The following is a 21,293-nucleotide window of genomic DNA, read 5'->3' as shown; positions in this document are numbered from 1 at the left end:
TATGCTGACGCGATTCGAATGGCGCACTTCGCTGTGCGCCGCCGACTTCCCGGCAACTGCGTATGAAGCGCTGCGCCTGCAGGTGACGGATCACACGCCGTTCAACAACCTTGGCTGGTTGTGTGCGGCCGAGCAGGCCCTTGGCGAGGGTGAGCGTCTGCACATCCTGCTGAGTTGGGAGGCGGACGAATTACGCCTGTGCCTGCCGCTGGTGGCGAGTCGCGAGCGCTTTGCTGGCGTGCCGTTTCGGGTCTTGCATCACTTGGGCTATCCGCTGGCGGATCGCCTGGCGCTGTTGTCTTTGCTGGGCAGCGAAGACATGGGCAAGGCGCTGGTGTTGATTCGCCAACGTCTGCCCCACGCAATGCTGCAACTCAATGAGCTGTCCGAACCTGTCGGTGAAGAAAGTGCGCTGACCGAATGGATGGCGCGCAGCTCGACCGGTGAACGAAGGCTGAGTTGTCGGGTGCCGGTGCACCTGATCAGTGAGACCGATCATCAGGAAGTCTCCGGTGACCCACGCTACAAGCTGCGGCGGGCGCGCAAGCGAATTGCCGCGTGTGGTGCCGAAGTGCACCGGATCATTCCCGATGCGATGAGCATGGGGCCGCTGCTGCAGGTCATCAGCGAAGTCGAAGCAGTGAGCTGGAAAGGTGATGAAGGTGTGGGGATTTTCGCCGGTGAACGCAGTCGACAATTGATCGAACGCGCCTTCACCGCCCTCGCCGGCCAAGGTCTGGTGCGCGTGGTGACGCTGGAGTTGAACGGGCGTTGCATCAGCTATCGCCTCGGTCTGCTCGAACAGGGTCGGCTCTACGATTACAACCTCGCCTTCCTGCCGCAATACGCCGATCTGGGCAGCGGTCGGGTGTTGCTGGAAGAGTGGATTCGCTGGGGCCTGGATGACCACTGGCGCTGGATCGACGCTTCACGCGTCAGTCTGGAAAACTCCAGCCATCAACTGCACGAACGCATGAGCGGACAACTGGAACACTGGCGCTGGAGTTTTTATTCCTGGCGTCCGGGCGGCATCGTCCTCGGTCTGGGCCTGCGCCTGTGGCATCGACTGAAACCGCACGTGCAAGCCTGGCGCGCGCGCCGTGCCGAGCATGCGAAACCCACACTGAAACCTGTCGCAGTCACCACGGAGGGCGAACATGCCTCGCCAAGTCATAGTCAACGCTGACGATTTCGGCCTCAGCCCAAACGAAAACGCGGTGATCCTCGCTGCGTTTCAGGCCGGGGTCATCAGCTCCGCCACGGCCATGGCCAACATGCCGGCGTTTGAAGCAGCCTGCGCGATGGCCCGCCATCCGAGCCTGCAAGGCCGGGTTGGCCTGCACTTCAACCTGACCTACGGTCGCCCCTTGAGCCAAGCGATTCTGGCACGTCGCACCTTCTGCGATGACTTCGGTGTGTTCGACCTGAGCCTGCCGCGCCACAGCTTCTGGCTGGGCCGCGAGGATCGTGAAGCGGTGCGCGAAGAGTTGCAGGCGCAGTGGCAGCGTTGCGTCGATCACGGCATGCGCCCCAGCCATATCGACTCTCACCAGCACGTGCACAACATCTGGCCGATTGGCGAGATCGTCGCGCGCTTCGCCGCGCATCAGGGTGTACCGATTCGCCTGGCACGCAATCTGGGGCGCAACCTCAGCCTGCCCAAGCGCGTCTTCAAGGGTTTGCTCAATTGGCGCTTGCAGAATCTGGCCGGTGTGACGGCCGACTATGTGTGCACGCCGATTGACCTGCGCAACGACACTTCGCCGACCGACGGCGTGCTGGAAATCGTCGCTCATCCGACTCAGCTCGGCAGCGATTTTGGTGATGCCTATCTCAATCCCGACGAATCCCTGAGCCGCGTGCTAGAGCAGCGGCTGGCCGGGGTTGCACGGGTTTCCTACACCGATCTGAACAAGGATTTTCTACGCGGTGCCGCAGCACTCGATTGAGTTACATACCTTGCAATACTTTCGAAGATGGCACTTTGAAATGAATTTGCACAGGTGATCTATACCCTCAAAGCACCATCCACAACACCCGGGCTACGGCCACGGAGGGCATCATGAGCGTCATCGAAAAACTACAAGAACGCATCCGGCAAAAAGGCTTGGGCCGCACTTTCGGCACGCTGTGGAAACGCTACGTGTTCTTCCATTGGGAACTGTTGTGGATGGAACGCGACCTGGTCAGCCCGGTGCCGCCGCACAAACTGCGCCCTTACGATGGGCTGCGCAAAGTCGACATCACCACGGAAAATGCCGGGGCGTTCGCCAAACATTTTGGTGATCGCGTGGAGACCATGGCGGAGCTGGCGGCCGAGGGTCACACCGGGCACATGTACCTCGATGCGGATGGGCATGCGGTGGGGTTTATCTGGGGCAGTCTGCGTGATTATCACGACCGTCATTATTACGGCTGCACATTCGCGGTAAAGCCCGGGGAATTCTTTGAGTTTGGCGGTGAAATGACCCGCGCGTATTTCGGCAGCAGCCTGTCGGTAGATGTGCAGGTGGCATTGTGGGAAGCGATGGCGGCCAAAGGCTGCAACAAGGTGGTGGATGTTTGCGAGACGCACAATATTCCGGCGCTGAAGCTGCATATCCGCATGGGCTATCACGAGCAGGGGCGTGTGATGAACGTCTACTGCCTGTTCGGCCGCTGGAAGTTTTTCCGGGAGACGCGGTATGAGGGTTCGCGGCTGGAACCGTTGCGCAAACCGGGGCGGCCGGTGGTGAGTGCGGCGGCGCGGGCTTGATTCAGATCTGAAATGTTGGGGCGATCATGAGGCCTCTTCGCGAGCAAGCTCAGCTCCCACAAGGGTGCTGCTGTGCGCCGGAGACCCTTGTAGGAGCTGCCGCAGGCTGCGATCTTTTGACTTTGAAGATCAAAAGATCGCAGCCTGCGGCAGCTCCTACAGGTTTCAGATTTTAGTGGCGACCAGGGTAAAACACATCGGCAACTGCGCTTCCTGATTTAAATAGCGGTCATACACCTCTTCCCGATTCGAATGCGCATACTCCTTGAAGTGCGCGATGTTCAGCCCGGCCGCAATCGCACCGCTGAAGATGGCGCCAAGGTTATGCACAAACCAATACGACTTCGCCGCCTGCTGCTCGACCTTGCCGACGTAGACAATCGGCTCTTCCTGCACAAACGGCTCGGCGCGGAAGTACGAGCTGGCGAGTCGGTACGGATCTTCGCCATCGGGGTCGACCATTTCCAGGAACGGATGAGTTTCGTAGATCACCAGTTTGCCGCCCGGTTTCAGGGTCTTCGCAACGTGGCCGAAGAACTCGCCGATATCGGGCATCCAGTTGAGAACACCGATGGTGATCAGCGCCACGTCGAAGCGATTGTGCAAGGACGCTGGCAGGTGATGGATATCGCTTTCGATGAACTCGGCGTTGTGCGGCGAACGCTTGTTCAGCTCCCGCGCCTGTTCGAGAAACGCCGCCGACTGGTCGACACCGACCACACTGCGCGCGCCGAGCGCGAACAACGAAAGACTCTCGCGACCGTTGTTGCAGCCCAGTTGAATCACATCCTTGCCGTCGACCTCAAGCAACCCGCTCAACGTCTCATCGAGGCAAGAAAAATCCGCCTGCGCAACTTCGCCGAGTAATGCCCGCCAGTCAGGCGAATCCTGGTGATGGCGGGCGGAATCGTTCCACGCCTGTCGATTGCTGTCGATGGCGGTTTTATTGTTGGGCACTTCCATGGCGCACTCCGGACGATGCTCGTGATTGAGCGGATCCGAGTCTAGTTCAGCCCGCCAATCCCGGTTGTTACAAACTTGTAAACCACCCCCCTGTAGGAGCTGCCGCAGGCTGCGATCTTTTGATCTTGTTTTTAAGATCAAGATCAAAAGATCGCAGCCTTCGGCAGCTCCTACAAATGAAGCGATCGTTGCCTACAAATGCCGACGATTTTTCAAGGTTTGATAGAAGACTTGGCTGACTGCTCGCCTGTATCTACTTGGATACAGTCGGGCAATGAATTATCTTATTCGACAAACAGCGGTATTTCAGGCTTGGCACCAATCGGTTCGAGACCTGCGGGCCAAGGTGGCCATCGCCCGCCGCATTGATCGGGCTTCAACAGGAAATCTCGGCGACGTCAGATCGGTGGGTGATGGCGTCTCTGAAATGCGCGTAGATGTGGGTGCGGGCTTTCGGGTGTATTTCGCGATGCGTAACGGTGCAGTCATCGTTCTTTTGGCTGGAGGCGACAAATCTTCACAAAACGCAGACATCCGACGCGCACAAAAAATGGCTAAGGAGGTTTAACCATGAGCCAGACGTTGACGAATTTCGACATGGCAGCACTGCTGGACAGTGACGAAGCCATCAGCGAATACCTGTCTCAGGTACTCGCAGACGGGGATAACGAAGAGTTTCTTCGCGCAATCGGCTACGTGCTCAAGGCGCGCGGGATGACGCAGATAGCCAAAATTTCTGGCATGGGTCGCGAGAGTCTGTACAAGGCGTTCGCACCGGGTGCAAAACCGCGCTTCGACACGGTTTTGAAAGTTATTCATGCCCTTGGCATCGATCTTTACGCACAGCCGGGGCACGTGAGCCACCCGATTTCCTGAGTGTAGGAGCTGCCGGAGGCTCGGGCCGCGTTCGGACGATCTTTGGATCTTTCTTTTCAAGATCAAAAGATCAAAAGATCAAAAGATCAAAAGATCGCAGCCTTCGGCAGCTCCTACATCGGTTTCGTGGGGGCAGCTATAGTTAATAGCCTTGGGGAAAACCGTATTTGCAGGTGCCGCCATGTATAGGCTCGATCGGCTGCTGTTGATGGGTTGTCTGCTTGCTGCCAGTCAGGCGCAAGCGCTGGACAGCAATTTTGTTTACTACGGGCCGAACCAGCCCTTCGCTCACCCTGCCCCGTATTCGCTGAGTTCCACGCCGCCCAAGCCTTATGACGATACGGCGCCGCAGGATTTTGTGGTGATCCCGGGTGACCACGAGTTCTCCGATTCGCAATTGCCGACGGTGGCGGATGCGACGGTGCGGGTGTTTATCCGCACGTACGATGCCGAGCGCGGGATATATGTGAATGACGAGGTACTGGATCCGGGGTGTTTGCTGGAGTGTCTGAGCCGGCAGCAGCAACACTGAATACCGAACGCCTACTGTAGGAGCTGTCGCAGGCTGCGATCTTTTGATCTTGATCTTAAAAACGAGATCAAAAGATCGCAGCCTGCGGCAGCTCCTACATTGTCGTGTACGCCCGTTACCACTGGCGTTTGTCGGGGCGGGCGAGGCCGAGTTTTTCGATGCGGTAGCGCAGCATGTCGCGGCTCAGGCCCAGCAGGCGCGCGGATTTGGTGACGTTCCAGTCGGTCTTGTCGAGCATCTTGCGCACCATGTCGCGTTCGACTTCCGGCAGGTTCATCGATTCGGTATTGCTCGCCGGCCGTGGTTCGTAATGCAGCGGGGTTTCGTGCAAATGCATCGGCGGTTCATCGACCAGGCTCATGCACACGTTCAACTGATGTGCGGCGATGGTGTCGCTCGGCGCCAGCAACACGGTCTGCTCAAGCATGTTGCGCAGTTCGCGCACGTTGCCCGGCCAGGTGTAGCTGAGCAGCAGCTCCTCAGCCTGCTGGCTGAAATGCAGGTTCGGTTTGCCGTAGCGTTTGCCATGGCTGGCAAGGAAGTGCCGCGCCAACAGCAAAATATCCTCGCCCCGGGCATACAAACGCGGCACTTTGATCGAAATGATCCGCAGCCGGAAAAACAGATCGCGGCGGAATTTGCCCTGCTGCACCATCTGTTCAAGGTTGCAGTTGGTCGCGCTGATCACCCGCAGGTTGACCTTGCGCTCCTTCACGGAACCGACCCGGCGAATCGTTCGATCCTCGAGCAACTTCAAAATCTTCGCCTGCAACAGCAGGTCCATCTCGCCGATCTCGTCAAGAAACAGCGTGCCGCCATCCGCCGCTTCCACCAGTCCGACACGGCGATCCTTGGCGTCGGTAAACGCGCCTTTCTCATGACCGAACAGCTCCGACTCGACCAGATTCGAGGGGATCGACGCGCAGTTGAATTCAATGAACGGGCCTTTGCTGCGCGGGCCGTCGAAGTGCAGCGCACGGGCCACCAATTCTTTACCGGTGCCGGTCTCGCCTTCGACCAGAACCGGCGGCAAATCGGTGTTGGCCATGCGCCGCTCGGCATCGAGCAATTGGCCGATGGTGTTTTTCAGATACTGCATCGGCGCCGAGTCGCCGATCAGCGCCTGCACCCCGGATTTCTGCGCCTCGCGTTCCTGATAGAACGACAGCGTGCGCTCCATGCGCTCGGTGGCCAACGCCTTGTCGAGCAGCAGTTTCAGTTCCGCCAACGCCACCGGTTTGGTCACGTAATGAAAGGCGCCCTCCTTCATCGCCACCACCGCATCTTCGACGTTGCCGTAACCGGTCATCATGATCACTTTCAGATCCGGCGCGCTGATGCGCAGCTTCTGGATCAGGTCATGACCGCTCATGCCCGGCAGCGAGTTGTCGGTCAGCACGATGTCAGGCATGAAGCTGCCCAACTGCTCCAGTGCGTCTTCGGCCGAATGGCAGACCGTCACCTCGAAGTCCTTGCGCTCCAGGTAGGTCTGAATATTTTCGGCCAGCAGTTCGTCATCTTCGACCAGCAGAATGCTGTGCTCCATATTCCCCTCCCGATGCCACTTTGAAGTTGAGACTGACGCGGGTTCCTTCCTGCTCGCGACTGGTCAGCACGACCGAACCTGCGAAACGCTCCATGATTCTTTTGACCAACGCCAGGCCGACCCCGAGGCCGCCCTGTTTGGTGGTGAAAAACGGTTTGAACACCAGCAGTTGCTGCGGCGCGCTCATGCCCTTGCCGGTGTCGCTCAGGGTCATGCGTACGCAGTCTGGCTGCGGCGTGGCGAATTCGACGCTGAGCACACCGCCCTTGGGCATGGCTTCCAGGGCGTTGGCAAACAGGCTATTGAGGATTTGCGTGAGCAGCACTTTCTGACTGACCACTGGCGGGCAGATTTGCGGATTGAATCGCACCTCGACGCGGCTGCGCTGGATCAACGCATCGAAGGCTTCCAAGGTGTCCTCGACCGCCAGCACCAGATCGACCGCCTCGCCGTCGTCATTCATTGGCCGCAGCGACACCAGCAGTTCTCGCACCCAGCGCGACATGCGGTCGACCTGGCTGATGATGTCGCCGATGTTGCGTTGCGCGCCGGAGCTGGCCACTTCCTGGGCCAGTTCGGCGCTGGAGCGAATGGTCGCCAGCGGATTGCGCAGGCTGTGCGCCACCGCCGAGGACATTTCGCCGAGGGCGACAAAGGTTTCGTTGCTGATCAGTTGTTGCTGCTGGCTCTGCAGCAATGTCGCCGCACGGCGGACGATCCAGAACAAGGCGAGAAAGATCGCCGCACCACCAAAAAACGTCGCCGCCCAGATCGAAGCGAAACCACGGTCGATACGATCAACCAGATCCGCCGGTTCCTTGTAGATTTCGACCATGGCGATGACTTTGCTTTTGTCGGCGTTGAACATCGGGATGTAGTTCTCGATGAACAGGTATTTCGGTTCGCGCAGCAGACGTTGCTCGGGGCGTTCGTCGTCGATTTTGTGATAGCTGGAGGAGACCGGCACTCTCATTTCGAACGACTCGTCGAGCTCGTCGTCGTCCTCGATGTGCACGCCGATCAGCTCGGCATTGGTCGACCAGATCACCGTGCGATCCAGCGCATACACGGTGGCCAGCAAAATATCCGGCAGATGTTCGACGTGATCGAGAAACTCGCTGCGCGCCGCCGCATGCGCTTCGGGATCGACATCGGGGTATTTGCCGTCCTGACGCATATCGAGCATTTCACCCATGGTGCGCGCCGGGTTGATGCCGGCGTGGCGCATTTCCGCTTCGCCGATGGCCTGGACGAATTGCGCGGTCAGCAGCGCATCGCGCTCGACGCTTTCAGTGACGACAAAACGCGTGGAGATGTAACCGAGCCCCAGCGCCACGGCCGCGATGATGAAAAAACTTGCGAGCGAGAACCAGCGCAGCAGATTGAACTGCTCGCGCCATCCCTTGCTGACTGCTGCCGGTGCGTGCGGCGCAGGTGTTTTTTGTGCTTCCAGTCGCTGCATGGGAGTGCCCTGGAGTATTTGTATCGAGCCGGTTACAGCCATCAGTGTAGGTGGCTCTGACCGCGACACACGGTTCAATGATGCTCTTTCGCCGCTACTGCATCCGACTCACTGTCGCGGCGCTATCGCCCGGTGTTACTGGCGTCAAGCCGCCGTCGGCCATGGCTTTGGCGGCCGTTTGCTGACGCTCGGTTTCGTCACTGAGGAAGTCGATGATCGACTGCGCCGACGCTTCGTCGAGGCGCAGGTTGGGCATCGGGATTCGCTCGAATTGTTCATACAGTTTTAGGGCAATCGGGTCTTTTTCCGCGAGCAGGCGATCCGGTTCGCGAATCCAGCGATTCAGCCATTGCGGATCGCGATTGCGCGTTACGCCGATCAGGTCGGGGCCGATGCTGCGCATGCCGATGCCCTGACCGTCCTGCGGGCCGAGGCTGTGGCACGACGCGCAACGGGTGCGGAACAACTCTTCGCCATTGCTCGGCGGGCGGATGTCCGGGGCGTTGGCGTAGCTTTCTTCGACGCTGGGCTGTTTCCAGTTTTGCAGGGTGTTGGCCAGTTGATCGGCGAGGATCCACGGGTTCTCGAACGGCGAGGCTTTCATCCAGCGCCCGGTGCTCTGGTTGCCGACGATCAGGCTGAGGTTGTGGTCTTTGCTGCGACCGTTGTCGACGCCTTCGATGAACAGCCCGAGCTTCTTGCGCAGGTCGGTGACGTCTTCGAATTCACCGGTGAGAAATTTCCAGCCGGGACCGACCTTGAAGCGCTGCGCATAGGCCTTGAGCACTTCGGGCGTATCGCTGAGCGGATCGATGCTGATCGAGTAGAAAAAGATGTCTTGGCCGACGCGATCGCCGAGCAGTTTCTGCACTTGGCGCAAGCGTGCGGTTTCCAGTGGGCAGGAGTCGCTGCACGAGGTGAAGATGAAGTTGATCACCACCACTTTGTCTTTGATCAGGTCATCGAAGAAATGCACCTGCTGACCGTCCTGATCGGTCAGCAAAGTGTTGGGGAAGTAGTCGCCACCCCACGGGGTGGCGGATTCACTGGCCGCTGGCGGTTCACCGACACTGGCCTGGTGCGCCAGCAGCACGCGGCTGCCGAGCACACAGACCACCAGAATCAGCACCAGGTGCATGCCCAGCGCGCGGGAACGCGGAGTTTGTGTTGGCATGACGGCGCGCTCGCGGTTCATTTTTTCACGGTCACTTGCGGGCCGAAGCCATCGCCGTTGCGGAAGGTTGGCAGCGCGGCGGAGTTGACGTAGCGCACACCGTCCCAGCTTGGCAAAGGCGTCGGCATCAACTGCAATTGCCCGGGCTTCTCAAGGTCCCAACGCAGCAGCATCGAGTTGTCCTCATGCTGGGTGTTGTGACAGTGCTCCATGTAGGTCCCGGCGAACTCGCGGAAGTTGATCGCCATCTCGACGCTGTCCAGCCCATCGTTTTCCGAACCGATGCGATAGACGTCCTTGCGCGCCCATTTTTCCCATTCTGGCGGTGCCTTGCCGCCGCGACTGAGGATGATCCCCTCTTCGAAGTGCACGTGCACCGGATGGCTCCAGCCCTTGCCGCCAGCCTTGATGTTCCACACTTCGAGGGTGCCGAATCCGGTGACCCCGGCATCGGTCGGGCCGCTGGACAGTTGCGTCGAAGCATTCAGGCGACGCGGGTCCATGTGGAAGCCGAAACCGCCATCGGTCTTGACCGTCCACGGCGCTTCATCGGTGCCGTCGGAACGGCCGAAGGTGAAGGTGCGGTGACGGGCGTTGGCCAGCAGGGCTTTATCGGCAGCGTTGTCGCGATGGATCTTCAGCGGGATCATCACCAGCCCTTCCGCCTTGCCCGGTTTGGCCGGTTCGTAGGCTGCCGGGTCCATGGCCAGATCCTGGCCGGTGTAGGCCTTCACGTTGAGCTGCAAGACCTTGCCCACCGCCGGATCGCCCTTGTCCCACTGCGGGCCTTTGCTGCTCTGCTTGATCACCGCGAGGTATTTCTCGGAGAGCACGTCGGCCAGCGAGATCACTTCTTTCGGGCCTTTGCCGTCGTCGTGGGCCTGCAGGTTGAGGAAGAACACCTTGTCGCCAGGCTTGATGCCGTTTTTGCCGAAGTTGACGATGATGTCGAAGCGCTCGGCGATGCCCTGGGTCGGCAGAATCGCGTTGTGGTTCTGTTTATCGCCATCGGCGTCCAGGTCCATCGTGCCGTCGAACGGTACGCTGTGCTCCATGATGTTGCCGTCGTTGGCGATCATGTGGAACGGTACACGGCTGTACGACACGCCGGAGTTTTTCGGCCCCTGGAACTCGCCGCCGCTGCCTTTGATTTCACGCACCAGCGCCAGTTTGAAGTAACGCGACACCGAGCCGTTGAGGATACGGAAACGGTAGCTGCGTGCGCGCACGTCCAGCGTCGGTTTCCACTGCCAGTTGACCAACACCTGATCGCCAAGGAAGCCATCGGTGTTGAACGGGTTGAACCACAGCTGCCCCTCCTGATCCCAGGCCTTGTCGGCGAACACCAGGTTGACGTCATAGTCGCGGTTACCCCACGGCAGCGCACTGCCGCTGGGCAGGCGCAGGTTGACGCCGTCGTTCACCGACTCGTTACCGCGATCGAGGGCGCTGTAATAGTTCATCATCGCCGCGTTGCCCTTGTAGACGTTCTGCGCGGTGAAATCGAGCATGTGGTCGTGGAACCAGTGGGTGCTCATGGTTTCGCGCCAGTCGCCACGGATCTTGATGGTGCCGTGGTCGCAGGTCTTTTTCGCCGGCGCCAGGTCGTTGACCCACAGGGTTTCGCCCGGTGCGCAAGGAAATGCCGCGCGCGGATCTTCGGCCTTGGTGTTGATGCTGTCGTAACCGGCGAGCTGGATCGGCCAGCGATAATCGTAGAACTGCCCCGGAAAGAAAAATGCGTTGGCATAGCCATCGCTTTCCGCCGGCGCGTGGCCGTTGTGTTCGTGGGTGCTGATCGTGTGCAGGCCAAAACCACGGTTGGCCGCGGGATCGATCGGCAGGCCGTTGTAGTGACGCATCATCACCGGCTGGCCGTAACGCACCATCAACAGTTTCGGCGGCAGCGTGCCGTCGAAGGTCCACACCGCGTTGTGGTTCTGCACCGGCATGTTCGGGTGGAAGCGCGCATCGACGCCTTTGGCCGTGCCGTCCGTCAGCGGTACACCCGCGACGTTGTGGTACAGGCCGCCGGCGCCGAATTCGCCCACTGCGTAATGGTGCATCTGCACGCTGTCACGCAGGCCACCATTGAGCCGCGCGCCAGTCTGCGCGGTTTTGTAGGCGACTTGCGGGTAGAACTCGTTCCAGCGCTGGTGCGCCCAGCCTTTTCCTGGCGGCCGCCCTTCAGCGGACGAGCCGATATGGCGGTTGAGGAACACTTCGATCTGCGCCTGCCACGGGTTGCGGTCGACCACGTTGGAAAACTGACTAGGGAATGGTGTCAGCCCAGGCTGCCGCAAGAACGCATCAAGCGCAGTGCCGGGTGGCGCACTGCGCGCGACGTTGTTCGGGTCTTGCGCCGGCGCCGGGCCAATCGCTGCCGGCGGGAATGGCAGCGGCGCGGCCGGGGTGGTCGGGTCGAGTTTTTCCGGGCCGAACTCTTCGAACAGGGTCAACTGCTGGGTGAACGGCTGTGCGCCATAGAGCGGGCTCGGCTTGCCGTTGGTGGGGTAGTTGAAACTGGTCTGCACGGTCGGCGGCAGGATGTTTTCTGCGCGAGTGGTATCACGCGAGCCTTTCACACCGTCGGGCAAATCGAAGGAATCTTCGTTGGCCTCGGGCATGGTCAGGATAGCGTTGAGCGCCGTCGCCTCGTCCGTCGGTTCGTCGTAGTACGCCGATGGATCGGAGGTTTCTGGCTGACGCTCATCATCGATGGGGCTGGCGCGAACGCCGGCCATCGTGCCGAGGGTCAACATCAGAAACACGCTCAAGGGCGTCAGCAGAAAGGTTTTGCTTGGGTCACGCGTTGTTCTGTCCATCACCAGCCGCCTCATCAAGGAAGGGGTGATGGTGTTTTGCAACTAGCGCGCCAAGAAATCATTTCGAGTTGTAACAGTGACTTGCGATGCCTGTGGTGTCCCCCACTCCCCGGTGACCGGGGCTTGACACCCAGTGATGGGGGAAGTTCACAATTTTTTTCAGCTTATAAGGCCGATGTAGGAGCTGCCGAAGGCTGCGATCTTTTGATTCTGTTTTCAAGATCAAAAGATCGCAGCCTTCGGCAGCTCCTACAGGGAGTGGTGGAATGTCAGATGGGAAATGTGGCTCAGGGGACTAGCTGGAAGGCCAGGCGCACGGTGGTGCCCTCGCCTTCGCGGCTGTCGAGCGTCACGCCGCCGCCGAAGCGTTCCATGATGCGTTTGACCAGCACCAGGCCGACGCCAAGTCCGCCGGCCTTGGTGGTGAAAAACGGCCGGAAGGCCATGGTCCGCTGTTCTTCGTTCATGCCTTTGCCGGTGTCGCTGAGCGCCACGCAAACACCGCCGTCAGCCGCTGGCTCAAGGCTGACGGTCAATGTGCCGCCCTTGTCCATCGCTTCCAGCGCATTGGCCAGCAGGCTGTTGAGGATCTGCGTCAGTTGCACCGGCTGACTGAGCACCATCGGTGTGTGCTGCGGGTGGAACACCACTTGCACCCCGGCCCTGGCGATCTGTTGTTCGAAGGCGACAAGACTTTCGTGCAGTGTCGCGACGAGGTTGACCGGTTCCGGATCATCGTTGAGCGGACGCAGGGACTGCAGCAGCTCGCGCACCCACTTCGACATGCGGTCAACCTGACCGATGATGTCTTTGATGTTCTTCTCGGCCGGGCCGGCATCGAACTCCAGTGCCAACTCGGCGCTGGAGCGAATGGTCGCCAGCGGATTGCGCAGGCTGTGTGCCACGGCAGAGGACATCTCGCCCAGCGCAACATAGGTTTCATTGGCGATCAGTTGTTTTTGCTGGGCTGCAAGCAGAATCGCCGCGCGCCGGACGATCCAGTACAGCCCCAGATAAATCAGGCCGCCGCCGAGCGCGGTGGCCAGCCAGATCAGCGTCAGCCCGCGTTCCATCCGGGCGATCAAGTCTTTCGGTTCCTTGTAGATCTCGACCATCGCGGTGACGTTTTTGCCGTCGGCGTCGAACAGCGGGATGTAGTTCTCGATGAAAATGTAATCCGGCGGGATGATGAACTTCTGTTCTTCACGCGCCTTGTCGACGTCGTGGTAGCTGGCCGACACCGGGATTTTTTCGTTGAAGGCGCGATCGAGGTCTTCGTCGGCATGAATGCTGGTACCGATCAGAACCGGGTTGGTCGACCAGACCACTTGGCGGTCGGGGGCATAAATATTGGCGAGGATCACGTCCGGCAGGTGTTCGATGTGGTCGAGAAATTCACCCCTCGCGCCCGCCCGGGCCTGCGGATCGACATCGGGAAAATCCTTGTCCTGACGTGGATCGAGCAGTTCGCCCATCGTGCGGATGTTGGGAATGGACACATGGCGCACTTCGGCGGAAGCGATGGCCTGAATGAACTGCGCCGTGAGCAAGGCATCGCGCTGCACGCTTTCCTCGATCACGAATCGTGTCGACACCGCCCCGAGCGCCACCGCCACCGTGCCGATCACCGCCATGCTGATCAGCGAAAACCAGCGCAGCAGATTGAACGATTGCTTGCGCGAGCTCAACCGTAGATTGCCCTCCTCGAGCGCAAGCGATTTCGACTGTATGTTCATGGCGGCGACTTCCCGATACGTCCCTATAGGGTTATAGCCCACGGTTGGGTGTTTGCCCGGTTGCGGGGATATCGACCCGATGCACCCATCCCAAACCCACCCCAAATCCCTGTAGGAGCTGCCGAAGGCTGCGATCTTTTGATCCTGTTTTTAAATCAAGATCAAAAGATCGCAGCCTTCGGCAGCTCCTACAGAGGTTCTGTGTTCATCCCCATCGTCCCCGATTCTGGGGAATTGCGCCCTTTTCCCGCCTGTCGCGCTCAGCACTTCGCAACGGCGAAAGCACTCTATCCCGGCTCTCTCCCGCCCGTTCACCGCACCTTGGCATGGAAGGTGTACAGGCCCTCTGCAACTGACCCATCCCCAAGGGGCAGGTACTTTGATAGAGGGATTAACTCATGCACCCTTTACTGTCCAAAACCGCGACTGTCCTGGTCGTGAGCGCCTTGGCCCAGGGCATTGCCCAGGCCGCTTTGTTTGCTGTTGATCCAGGTCCGTATACGCCGGCCAATGGCGGTTTCGCCAATTGGTATCAGGACACCCACGGTCGCACCCTCGATCTGTGCCTGTCCAAAGCCCTCAGCTCTCGCGTGCCCAGCGCTCCGGGCGCACCTTCGTACATGTGCTCGCTGCTGCCGACCCCCGGCGTGTTCGACGACACCCAGCCGATTGCCTTCCCGAGCAACTTCCCCGATGAAGCGTTCTGGTTCACCGGCGAAACCACCCTCGTCGATGCTGCACGCGGGATCGACCTGACTTATGTCAGCGCCGTCGAAGCCGCGTTCGCCGCCGAAGAACCGGTCGAAGGCGATCAAGTCAGCTTCGCGCGTATCCGCATTCGCGTCGACGTGCCCACCGCCGGCACCTACGTCATCACCCACCCGTACGGTGTCGACGTGTTCAATATCGACACCCCCGGCCGCCGCGCGATCAACATGACCCGCGACATTGGCATCGGCACGCCGAAAACCTACGACGGCGCGCTTAAGGGTGACATCGGCCCGTTCCTGCGCAGCGTCAACGGCCCTTACACCGAGACCAACCCGGTGACCGGTGCCGCCGAACAATTTGTCGGCGACCCGAACCTCAGCGAGGCGGTCACCGGCAGCCCGTTCAACACCAACTACGTGCGCATCGAAGGCCCCGGCGGGATTGACTTGCGTACGACTGCGTTTGCCGTCTCCGGCAAGCTCTCGACCGTGGTCCGGCCAACGCCAATGATCACCCAGCGCAGCACCTACTCGCGTAAAGCCGGGACTAGCGCGCCGGTCGCCCAGCAGGACGTGTTCGTCCTCGCACCGCCAGCCCCGGGCACCGTCGCCGTGACCAGTTTCACCCCGGTGCTGAACATGACCGAAGCCAACTCCACCGGTGCCTGGTACGCGCAATCGTCGGCCAACCCGACCGTACCGAGCGTCCTGCAGGTGACCGCCGACAACCACCTGGCCATCGCCAGCAGCACGCCGACCACCCTGCCCATGACCCTGACCGACCTGGTGGTGATTTCGCGCGCCGAATACAGCCTCAGCTCCGGGCAACTGACGCTGGTGGCTTCGACCAGTGACGAAACCTCGCCGCCGGTACTCACCGCCACCTCGATCAGCGGCGCCGCGATTGGTGCGCTGAGTGGCGACGGCGCGGTGAAAAGCCTCGCCACCGGGATCTCGCCGATACCACCGGCCAAGGTGCGCGTGACGTCGTCCAACGGCGGCAGCGACACCGAAGAAGTGGTCATCGTGCAATGAACGCTCACATGCCCAGATCCGCATCAGGAGGCATCATGAACAAGTGGCCACGCTTTGCGCTCAACGCGCTCGGGCTCGCTCTCTCGCTGACCGGCAGTGCCTATGCGCAACTCGCCGCCGTCGACCCCGGCCCCTACACCTTTGCCACCGGGAAATTCCCGATGTGGTACCAGGACAGCAATAACCTGTCGATGGAGCTGTGCCAGTCGCGCGCCGCCAGTTCGCGCGTCGGCGTCACCACGCCACCCGCCTACATGTGCACCCTGCTGGCAGAACCGGGCATCTACGACGACAGCCTGCCGATGGTGTTCCCCGACAACTGGCCGCCGGAAGCCTTCTGGTTCCTCGCCGAAACCAATATCCCCAACAACGGCGCCGGTTATGGCATGGACGCTTATGTTGCCGGGATCGAAGCGGCGTTTGCCTCGGAAAACCCGGTGGATGGCGATCAGCAAAGCTTCGCGCGGATCCGCATTCGGGTGAACGTTCCCGTGGCTGGCACCTACGTCATCACCCACCCGTATGGCGTCGAAACCGTCAATGTCACCACCCCGGGACGGCGCGCGATCAACATCACCAAGGACATCGGCATCGGTGCGCCGGGCGATTTCAGCGGCACGCTCAACGGCGCCATCGGCCCGTTCCTGCGCAGCCTCAACGGCCCCTACACCGAAGTGAACCCGGACACCGGCGGGGTCGAAACTTTCGTCGGCGACCCGAACCTCACCGAAGCGGTGACCGGCAGCCCGTTCAACACTAACTTCGTGCGCATCGTCGGGCCGTCCGGCGCCGGGACCATTCAGACCACCCTGTTCACGGTCGCCGGCAAGGTGCTCGACAGCCGTCAGCAAACCCATGTCGACATCGACCGCGCCACCTATCGCCGGACCTCGGCCGGTGTGCGTGCCGAAGTGTTCGCCAAGGCTGACACCAGTTCGACGCTGTGCTTTCGCGAAACCGTCGCGCTGCTGCCCGGCCCGCCACCAACGCCGTGCCAGACCAGCCTGACGGGTGACAATACTGGTCTGTTTTTCGGTCAGCGCCTGGGCAACGGTACGCTGCCTTCGGTCGTCGTCGTGACCGCGACCAATCCGGCCGGCACCACGCGGCCGACCGCCGTTTCGGCCAAGCTCACCGATGTGGTGAAAATCCAGACCGCACGCTACAGCTGGGCCAATCACAGCCTGTTGATCGAAGCGACATCGACCGATGAAGTGGCGATCCCGGACATGGTTGCCCAGGGTTACGGACGCCTGTCGAAAACCGGCACGTTGCAACGCATCACCGTTGCCGACCTGACCCAACCACCGGCCACGGTGACGGTGAAATCCGCCGCCGGCGGCAGTGACACCGAGGCCGTCGTCGTGCTCGGCACCGCGCCCGACACCGGGGAAAACCAGGCACCGATCAGCAATGCCGACACCGGCAGCACCAGCTTTGGCGTGCCGATTACCCTCAGCCTGCTGACCAACGACAGCGATCCCGACGGCAACACGCCGCTGAGCATCACCGCGTTGACCCAACCGGCTGCCGGCCAAGGCACGGTCGCCCTCAGCGGCACCGCCGCCGTGGTCTACACGCCGCCAGCGGTGGTCAACGCGCCACTGACCACCACTTTCACCTACAAAGCGCAGGACGCCAAAGGCCTGGCCTCGACCACGCCGGCCACCGTGACGATCAGCGTCGCGCCAAACCGGTCACCGACCGCCGTCGCCGACAGCGTCGCCACGTTGGGTGTGGCGATTCCGATCAACGTCCTGGCCAACGACACCGATCCGGAAGGCAACGTGCCGCTCGGCGTCGCCAGTCTGACCCAACCGGCCGCCGGCCGCGGCACGGTCAGCACTGACGGCACGGTGATCACCTACACCCCACCGGCCACCGTGACCACGGCGTTCACCACGACCTTCACCTACATCGCCCGGGACAGCTTCGGCGCCCTGTCGACGCCGGCCACGGTCACGGTGCAAGTGTCGCCACGGCCAGCGGCGGAAACCTTCGCCGTCACCGCGTCGACGGTGCAAGCACGCTCCGGCGGGCGCTTCAACTGGGACTTCACTGGCACCTCGTCAGTGACCACCGGCAACACTATCACTGTGCAGGTCACCACCCCGACCGGGCTGGTCACCCTCGGCACCACCACCGTACCGGTGACCGGTCGCTGGCGGCTGACGCTGAACAACACGACGGTAGTGCCATCGGCCAACCCGACCGCGACGATCCGCTCCTCCCAGGGCACCGTGCGCACGGTCTCGGTGACCACGCTGTAAGCCTGATCCCCGGCCACTTTCGGGTGGCCGGAACCGACTTCGAACCGGTTAACGCCTGACAGGATTTGAGCCATGAACACGCCGACCGCCGCCCTGCTTTGCCTGCTTCTGCTGTGCAGCAGCGCGGGCGTGCGCGCCGACGACCTGATGGACAACGACGACCTGGCCCCGACCAGCAGCGACCTCGGCGAACTGCCCCCACCCGTGGGTCAGCAAGCCCTGATCGATCAGCTCGGCCAGGCCAACGTCGCCCTGCTGCAACAGAACGGTCAGTCGCTGCTCGGGCAGATCGTGCAGTCGGGCAGCAATCAGGAGGCGTACATCCTGCAACAGGGCAGCGACCTGATGGCGCTGATCAACCAGAACGGTTCCGGCAACGCCGCCTCGATCATCCAGAACGGCAGCCACAACCGCGCGCAGATTTCGCAAAACGGCAACAACAACGACGCCAGCATCGAGCAGGCCGGTACGGGGCTGCAAAGCGCCGTGACCCAGTCGGGCAACGGCATGAGCGTTTCGGTCAAGCAATATCGCTAAACACTGAAAATCATCGGAGAGATCATCATGTTCAAACTGACGCCCCTCACCGCCGCCCTCCTGGTCATGATCAGTGCCCAGGCCATGGCCGACGACAGCCTGTCCAACCAGAGTCAGGCCGGTACCGCCAACATCGCGGACGTGAAGCAGACCCAAGCGCCGTTCAGCACCGCCACCCAGACCCAACTGGGCCAGGGCAACGACGCCGCCGCCGTGCAAGACCACGCCAGCAGCGTGATCACCCAGGACGCGGTCGGCGACTACAACGCCGGTTACGCCGAACAGCTTTACGAAGACAACGCCACCATCACCCAGCAACAGGTCGGCGCCTTCAACACCGCCCACGCCAGCCAGTCGCTGGGTTTCGGCGCACCAAACAGTGCGCTGCAACAGCAGCAAGGCAGCGGCAACTTCTCGTTCATCTATCAGGACTCGCAGAACGGCAGCGAAGGCAAAACCTTCCAGTTCGGCGACAGCAACGAAGCCAACATCGAACAACTCTATGAAGGCAGCGGCAACAGCTCGGTGATCACCCAATACGGCACCGCCAACTACGGCACCGCCGAACAGGTCACTCATAACGGCGGGCAGATCGGCATCAACCAGGCCGGCGAAAACAACTACGCCTACGGCGACCAGCGCAACGGCACCGGCGGCAACATCACCATCAACCAGTTCGGCAACCTCAACGGCAGTGAAATCTGGCAAGACAGCCAACTCGCCAGCCAGGCCACCGTCAACCAATACGGCGACAGCAACGAAACCGTGGTCGACCAAAGCTTCGGCGAAAACAATAACGCCGCCGTCACCCAGGTCGGCAACACTAACGCGATCTACGCCGACCAGTTCGAATCGGTCAACTCGACGCTGGCGCTATACCAGGTGGGCAACGGCAACGTGCACTACACCTATCAAAGTGGCGACGGCCACGTGCTCAGCGCCACCTCCGTGGGCAACGACAACAAGGTCTACGCGAGCAACTGGAAAGGCCCGCAATCGGGCGGCCAGTTCGGCAGCAACCAGCGTGCGACGGTGACTCAGGCGGGGAATGGCAACGTTGCCAGCTTCACTCAGGATGGCGTCGGGCACGTGATGACCACGCATCAGACCGGCACGGGCAACAAAACCACCGTGAGTCAGGCTGAGTCGTATAACGAGCTGTATTTTGATCAGAACGGTAGCGACAACCTCTTGATCTCCGATCAGCGCGGCACCGGCAACCTGGTGCAGGGTTCATCGAACGGCACGGGCAACAGCGCCGAGTTTGATCAGTCGGGATCCGGCAACCAGGCGTACACCGCGCAGTTGTATGGCAGCGACAACATGATCACGGTGAAACAGGCGGATACGATGAACGTGGCGTACGTGACCCAAGGCGGGACGGGGAACATTGCCAATGTCGATCAGAGCGGGATGACGCAAACGGCGAATATTCAGCAATTTGGCTCGGCTAACCAGGCGACGGTTTTGCAGCAGTAGGGGTTGGGTGTTGATGGGCCGCGATTCTCTGGTGAAGGGGATCGCGGTTTTTTTTGCGCTGACGCTTGAGTTGCGTCCTACGGAAAACGGAACATTTTCAGAAATTCGGGGAGTTTTCTGACAAGTTCTGGCGGTTGGCCGTCGGAAGTGCAGGCTCTAGGATTTACCGGGACAACTTGATCTTCATGGAGCTTGGCCTACATGCAATTCATCCAGACAGCGACGACAGCGATACCGTTAACGAATAGACTTCGAGGCACCAAACCCGGAGGTTCTATGATCGACCCGTCCTTGATCGACCCACTGTGCCCGCCCGAACTATCTCGTCGTTTATCAAGTGGCGGACCACATTGAGATTGTGAGCATCTTGCATGCGCGTCAGGAGTACCCTCGACGCGACCCCGGTTAAGAACTCTTCCTCGTCTCAACACAAGAAACCGTGCTTCCGGTGGAGGTACGGTTTTTTTGTATCTTGATCGTTCCCACGCTCTGCGTGGGAATGCCTCTCGGGACGCTCCGCGTTCCAGCTCGCGAATTTGTCGCAGAGCTTCAAGGGCTGCATTCCTTTGCTGCGCGTGGGAACGATCAATCAGCCATCCTTCAACTCGACGTGATCCAGCGCTTGATTCACCGCCAGTTCGCCCAACATGACGACTTGTGCGATGCCCAGTGCAGTTTTGCGCTGTGAGGTTTCCAGCGAGGCAGCGAAGTTGATCAGCATTTCGCTGGCCGAGCCGAGGGTTTCGCTGGCGTTGGCGAGCAGGGATTCGGTGTTGTACCTGGGATTGGCGAGGTACATGGGCTCCGGCTCGTTGCGGCTGGACATGATGCGGGCGGCGGGATTGAGGTAGAAATCGAGGGCGCGGTCGGCGGCTTCGTGGAGTTTTTTGCTGTCGACTGAGGCGTAGGGGGATGTGGAGTCGGCGTCTGATTCTGGGGGGTTGGGTGTTGGTTTTTTCACAATTATTTACCCTGTATGACGGTTATAGCTGGCCCCCATTCGGTTTCCAAGCGAATAGGTGGCAGCTGTACGCAGGCTGGAAACCCGGGACAGAGGCAACCCGGCAGACACGAGGTCTCCCACGCACAGCCGCCATAACAAAGTGCATACCGTAGGGTGCGCAAGGATACGTTATGAGTGGCGCTTGTGCGCTCTGTAGTTACTCGGGTTTCCATGCCCGATCGCTGATTTGGCAGCGACGAACACAGGCTAGAGGCCGCACGTCCGACGGACAACCTGAAAACATTGTGGGAAGGTTCGACAAATTTGAAACAAGTTTTAAACATTCCGTCACGGACAAGGGCTCCGGGTGGGAGTGGGCTTGCTCACGAAAGCAAGCAATTAAGCCCGCAAGATCTTTGCCGACTGACCTGAAGCCTTCGCGAGCAAGCC

The 21,293-nt window shown here is 60.6% G+C and carries 17 protein-coding genes; 10 read left to right on the top strand and 7 right to left on the bottom strand.

The window, feature by feature from the left end; translation table 11 throughout:
* Position 1: 1 nt before the first annotated feature.
* The 3 genes from QOL84_RS01360 to QOL84_RS01350 all read left to right on the top strand — a co-directional run bounded on the left by QOL84_RS01360 (position 2) and on the right by QOL84_RS01350 (position 2,755).
* Complete coding sequence (locus QOL84_RS01360) at positions 2–1,186, top strand: GNAT family N-acetyltransferase (RefSeq protein WP_283435874.1); 1,185 nt, start codon at positions 2–4, stop codon at positions 1,184–1,186.
* Entirely contained in the window at positions 1,158–1,949 is a 792-nt protein-coding gene (locus QOL84_RS01355; protein ID WP_283435873.1) for a ChbG/HpnK family deacetylase, read from the top strand. Before QOL84_RS01360 ends, QOL84_RS01355 begins: the two co-directional genes overlap by 29 nt.
* Before the next feature lie 113 nt (positions 1,950–2,062).
* Complete coding sequence (locus tag QOL84_RS01350; protein WP_129394662.1) at positions 2,063–2,755, top strand: GNAT family N-acetyltransferase; 693 nt, start codon at positions 2,063–2,065, stop codon at positions 2,753–2,755.
* A gap of 165 nt (positions 2,756–2,920) precedes the next feature.
* Here the strand turns inward: QOL84_RS01350 and QOL84_RS01345 are convergent, their stop codons facing one another.
* On the bottom strand, positions 2,921–3,718 hold the full coding sequence (locus QOL84_RS01345) for a class I SAM-dependent methyltransferase (RefSeq protein WP_283435872.1): 798 nt from the start codon (positions 3,716–3,718) through the stop codon (positions 2,921–2,923).
* A 274-nt stretch (positions 3,719–3,992) separates the two neighbouring features.
* Here QOL84_RS01345 and QOL84_RS01340 point away from each other — a divergent pair, with 274 nt between their 5' ends.
* The 3 genes from QOL84_RS01340 (at position 3,993) to QOL84_RS01330 (ending at position 5,126) form a co-directional block, all read left to right on the top strand.
* A complete protein-coding gene (locus tag QOL84_RS01340; RefSeq protein ID WP_283435871.1) occupies positions 3,993–4,286 on the top strand; it encodes a type II toxin-antitoxin system RelE/ParE family toxin in 294 nt (97 codons plus the stop codon).
* Between the two features lie 2 nt (positions 4,287–4,288).
* Complete coding sequence (locus tag QOL84_RS01335; protein ID WP_283435870.1) at positions 4,289–4,594, top strand: addiction module antidote protein; 306 nt, start codon at positions 4,289–4,291, stop codon at positions 4,592–4,594.
* A gap of 181 nt (positions 4,595–4,775) precedes the next feature.
* A complete protein-coding gene (locus QOL84_RS01330; protein ID WP_283435869.1) occupies positions 4,776–5,126 on the top strand; it encodes a hypothetical protein in 351 nt (116 codons plus the stop codon).
* Between the two features lie 115 nt (positions 5,127–5,241).
* On the opposite strand, the gene QOL84_RS01325 is transcribed toward QOL84_RS01330, so the two are convergent.
* The 5 genes from QOL84_RS01325 to QOL84_RS01305 all read right to left on the bottom strand — a co-directional run bounded on the left by QOL84_RS01325 (position 5,242) and on the right by QOL84_RS01305 (position 13,869).
* Positions 5,242–6,672, bottom strand: a complete 1,431-nt coding sequence (locus tag QOL84_RS01325; protein WP_129394667.1) for a sigma-54-dependent transcriptional regulator — start codon at positions 6,670–6,672, stop codon at positions 5,242–5,244.
* A complete protein-coding gene (locus QOL84_RS01320; RefSeq protein WP_283435868.1) occupies positions 6,641–8,134 on the bottom strand; it encodes a sensor histidine kinase in 1,494 nt (497 codons plus the stop codon). The genes QOL84_RS01325 and QOL84_RS01320 overlap by 32 nt, the downstream gene beginning before the upstream one ends.
* A 94-nt stretch (positions 8,135–8,228) precedes the next feature.
* Positions 8,229–9,308 (bottom strand): SCO family protein, encoded by a 1,080-nt coding sequence (locus QOL84_RS01315; RefSeq protein ID WP_283435867.1) that lies wholly within the window; start codon positions 9,306–9,308, stop codon positions 8,229–8,231.
* Positions 9,309–9,325: 17 nt separating this feature from the next.
* Positions 9,326–12,133 (bottom strand): multicopper oxidase domain-containing protein, encoded by a 2,808-nt coding sequence (locus tag QOL84_RS01310; protein ID WP_283435866.1) that lies wholly within the window; start codon positions 12,131–12,133, stop codon positions 9,326–9,328.
* 287 nt (positions 12,134–12,420) lie between these two features.
* On the bottom strand, positions 12,421–13,869 hold the full coding sequence (locus QOL84_RS01305) for a sensor histidine kinase (protein ID WP_283435865.1): 1,449 nt from the start codon (positions 13,867–13,869) through the stop codon (positions 12,421–12,423).
* Between the two features lie 398 nt (positions 13,870–14,267).
* Between QOL84_RS01305 and QOL84_RS01300 the strand changes: the two genes are divergently transcribed.
* The 4 genes from QOL84_RS01300 (at position 14,268) to QOL84_RS01285 (ending at position 19,900) form a co-directional block, all read left to right on the top strand.
* Positions 14,268–15,614 (top strand): hypothetical protein, encoded by a 1,347-nt coding sequence (locus QOL84_RS01300; RefSeq protein ID WP_283435864.1) that lies wholly within the window; start codon positions 14,268–14,270, stop codon positions 15,612–15,614.
* A gap of 35 nt (positions 15,615–15,649) precedes the next feature.
* Positions 15,650–17,884: an Ig-like domain-containing protein gene (locus QOL84_RS01295; RefSeq protein ID WP_283435863.1), complete on the top strand. Its 2,235-nt coding sequence runs from the start codon at positions 15,650–15,652 to the stop codon at positions 17,882–17,884.
* 72 nt (positions 17,885–17,956) lie between these two features.
* The gene (locus tag QOL84_RS01290) at positions 17,957–18,421 is read left to right on the top strand and encodes a curlin (RefSeq protein ID WP_283435862.1); all 465 of its coding nucleotides are present in this window, start codon (positions 17,957–17,959) and stop codon (positions 18,419–18,421) included.
* A 27-nt stretch (positions 18,422–18,448) separates the two neighbouring features.
* Positions 18,449–19,900: a curlin gene (locus tag QOL84_RS01285; protein WP_129394674.1), complete on the top strand. Its 1,452-nt coding sequence runs from the start codon at positions 18,449–18,451 to the stop codon at positions 19,898–19,900.
* A gap of 589 nt (positions 19,901–20,489) precedes the next feature.
* Here the strand turns inward: QOL84_RS01285 and QOL84_RS01280 are convergent.
* Complete coding sequence (locus tag QOL84_RS01280) at positions 20,490–20,861, bottom strand: DUF6124 family protein (protein ID WP_283435861.1); 372 nt, start codon at positions 20,859–20,861, stop codon at positions 20,490–20,492.
* Positions 20,862–21,293: the final 432 nt, after the last annotated feature.

Source organism: Pseudomonas helmanticensis (assembly GCF_900182985.1).
GTDB classification, from domain to species: Bacteria; Pseudomonadota; Gammaproteobacteria; order Pseudomonadales; family Pseudomonadaceae; genus Aquipseudomonas; species Aquipseudomonas helmanticensis.
The sequence above is the reverse complement of the archived record's forward strand: the minus strand, read 5'-3'. Positions and strand labels throughout refer to the sequence as shown.

What these genes read in the sequence shown, in the direction of transcription:
- QOL84_RS01310 (WP_283435866.1), bottom strand. Translation starts at nt 12,133, where the DNA reads ATGGACAGAACAACGCGTGACCCAAGCAAAACCTTTCTGCTGACGCCC.
- QOL84_RS01340 (WP_283435871.1), top strand. Translation starts at nt 3,993, where the DNA reads ATGAATTATCTTATTCGACAAACAGCGGTATTTCAGGCTTGGCACCAA.
- QOL84_RS01320 (WP_283435868.1), bottom strand. Translation starts at nt 8,134, where the DNA reads ATGCAGCGACTGGAAGCACAAAAAACACCTGCGCCGCACGCACCGGCA.
- QOL84_RS01360 (WP_283435874.1), top strand. Translation starts at nt 2, where the DNA reads ATGCTGACGCGATTCGAATGGCGCACTTCGCTGTGCGCCGCCGACTTC.
- QOL84_RS01290 (WP_283435862.1), top strand. Translation starts at nt 17,957, where the DNA reads ATGAACACGCCGACCGCCGCCCTGCTTTGCCTGCTTCTGCTGTGCAGC.
- QOL84_RS01300 (WP_283435864.1), top strand. Translation starts at nt 14,268, where the DNA reads ATGCACCCTTTACTGTCCAAAACCGCGACTGTCCTGGTCGTGAGCGCC.
- QOL84_RS01345 (WP_283435872.1), bottom strand. Translation starts at nt 3,718, where the DNA reads ATGGAAGTGCCCAACAATAAAACCGCCATCGACAGCAATCGACAGGCG.
- QOL84_RS01305 (WP_283435865.1), bottom strand. Translation starts at nt 13,869, where the DNA reads ATGAACATACAGTCGAAATCGCTTGCGCTCGAGGAGGGCAATCTACGG.
- QOL84_RS01350 (WP_129394662.1), top strand. Translation starts at nt 2,063, where the DNA reads ATGAGCGTCATCGAAAAACTACAAGAACGCATCCGGCAAAAAGGCTTG.
- QOL84_RS01315 (WP_283435867.1), bottom strand. Translation starts at nt 9,308, where the DNA reads ATGCCAACACAAACTCCGCGTTCCCGCGCGCTGGGCATGCACCTGGTG.
- QOL84_RS01330 (WP_283435869.1), top strand. Translation starts at nt 4,776, where the DNA reads ATGTATAGGCTCGATCGGCTGCTGTTGATGGGTTGTCTGCTTGCTGCC.
- QOL84_RS01355 (WP_283435873.1), top strand. Translation starts at nt 1,158, where the DNA reads ATGCCTCGCCAAGTCATAGTCAACGCTGACGATTTCGGCCTCAGCCCA.
- QOL84_RS01285 (WP_129394674.1), top strand. Translation starts at nt 18,449, where the DNA reads ATGTTCAAACTGACGCCCCTCACCGCCGCCCTCCTGGTCATGATCAGT.
- QOL84_RS01325 (WP_129394667.1), bottom strand. Translation starts at nt 6,672, where the DNA reads ATGGAGCACAGCATTCTGCTGGTCGAAGATGACGAACTGCTGGCCGAA.
- QOL84_RS01335 (WP_283435870.1), top strand. Translation starts at nt 4,289, where the DNA reads ATGAGCCAGACGTTGACGAATTTCGACATGGCAGCACTGCTGGACAGT.
- QOL84_RS01295 (WP_283435863.1), top strand. Translation starts at nt 15,650, where the DNA reads ATGAACAAGTGGCCACGCTTTGCGCTCAACGCGCTCGGGCTCGCTCTC.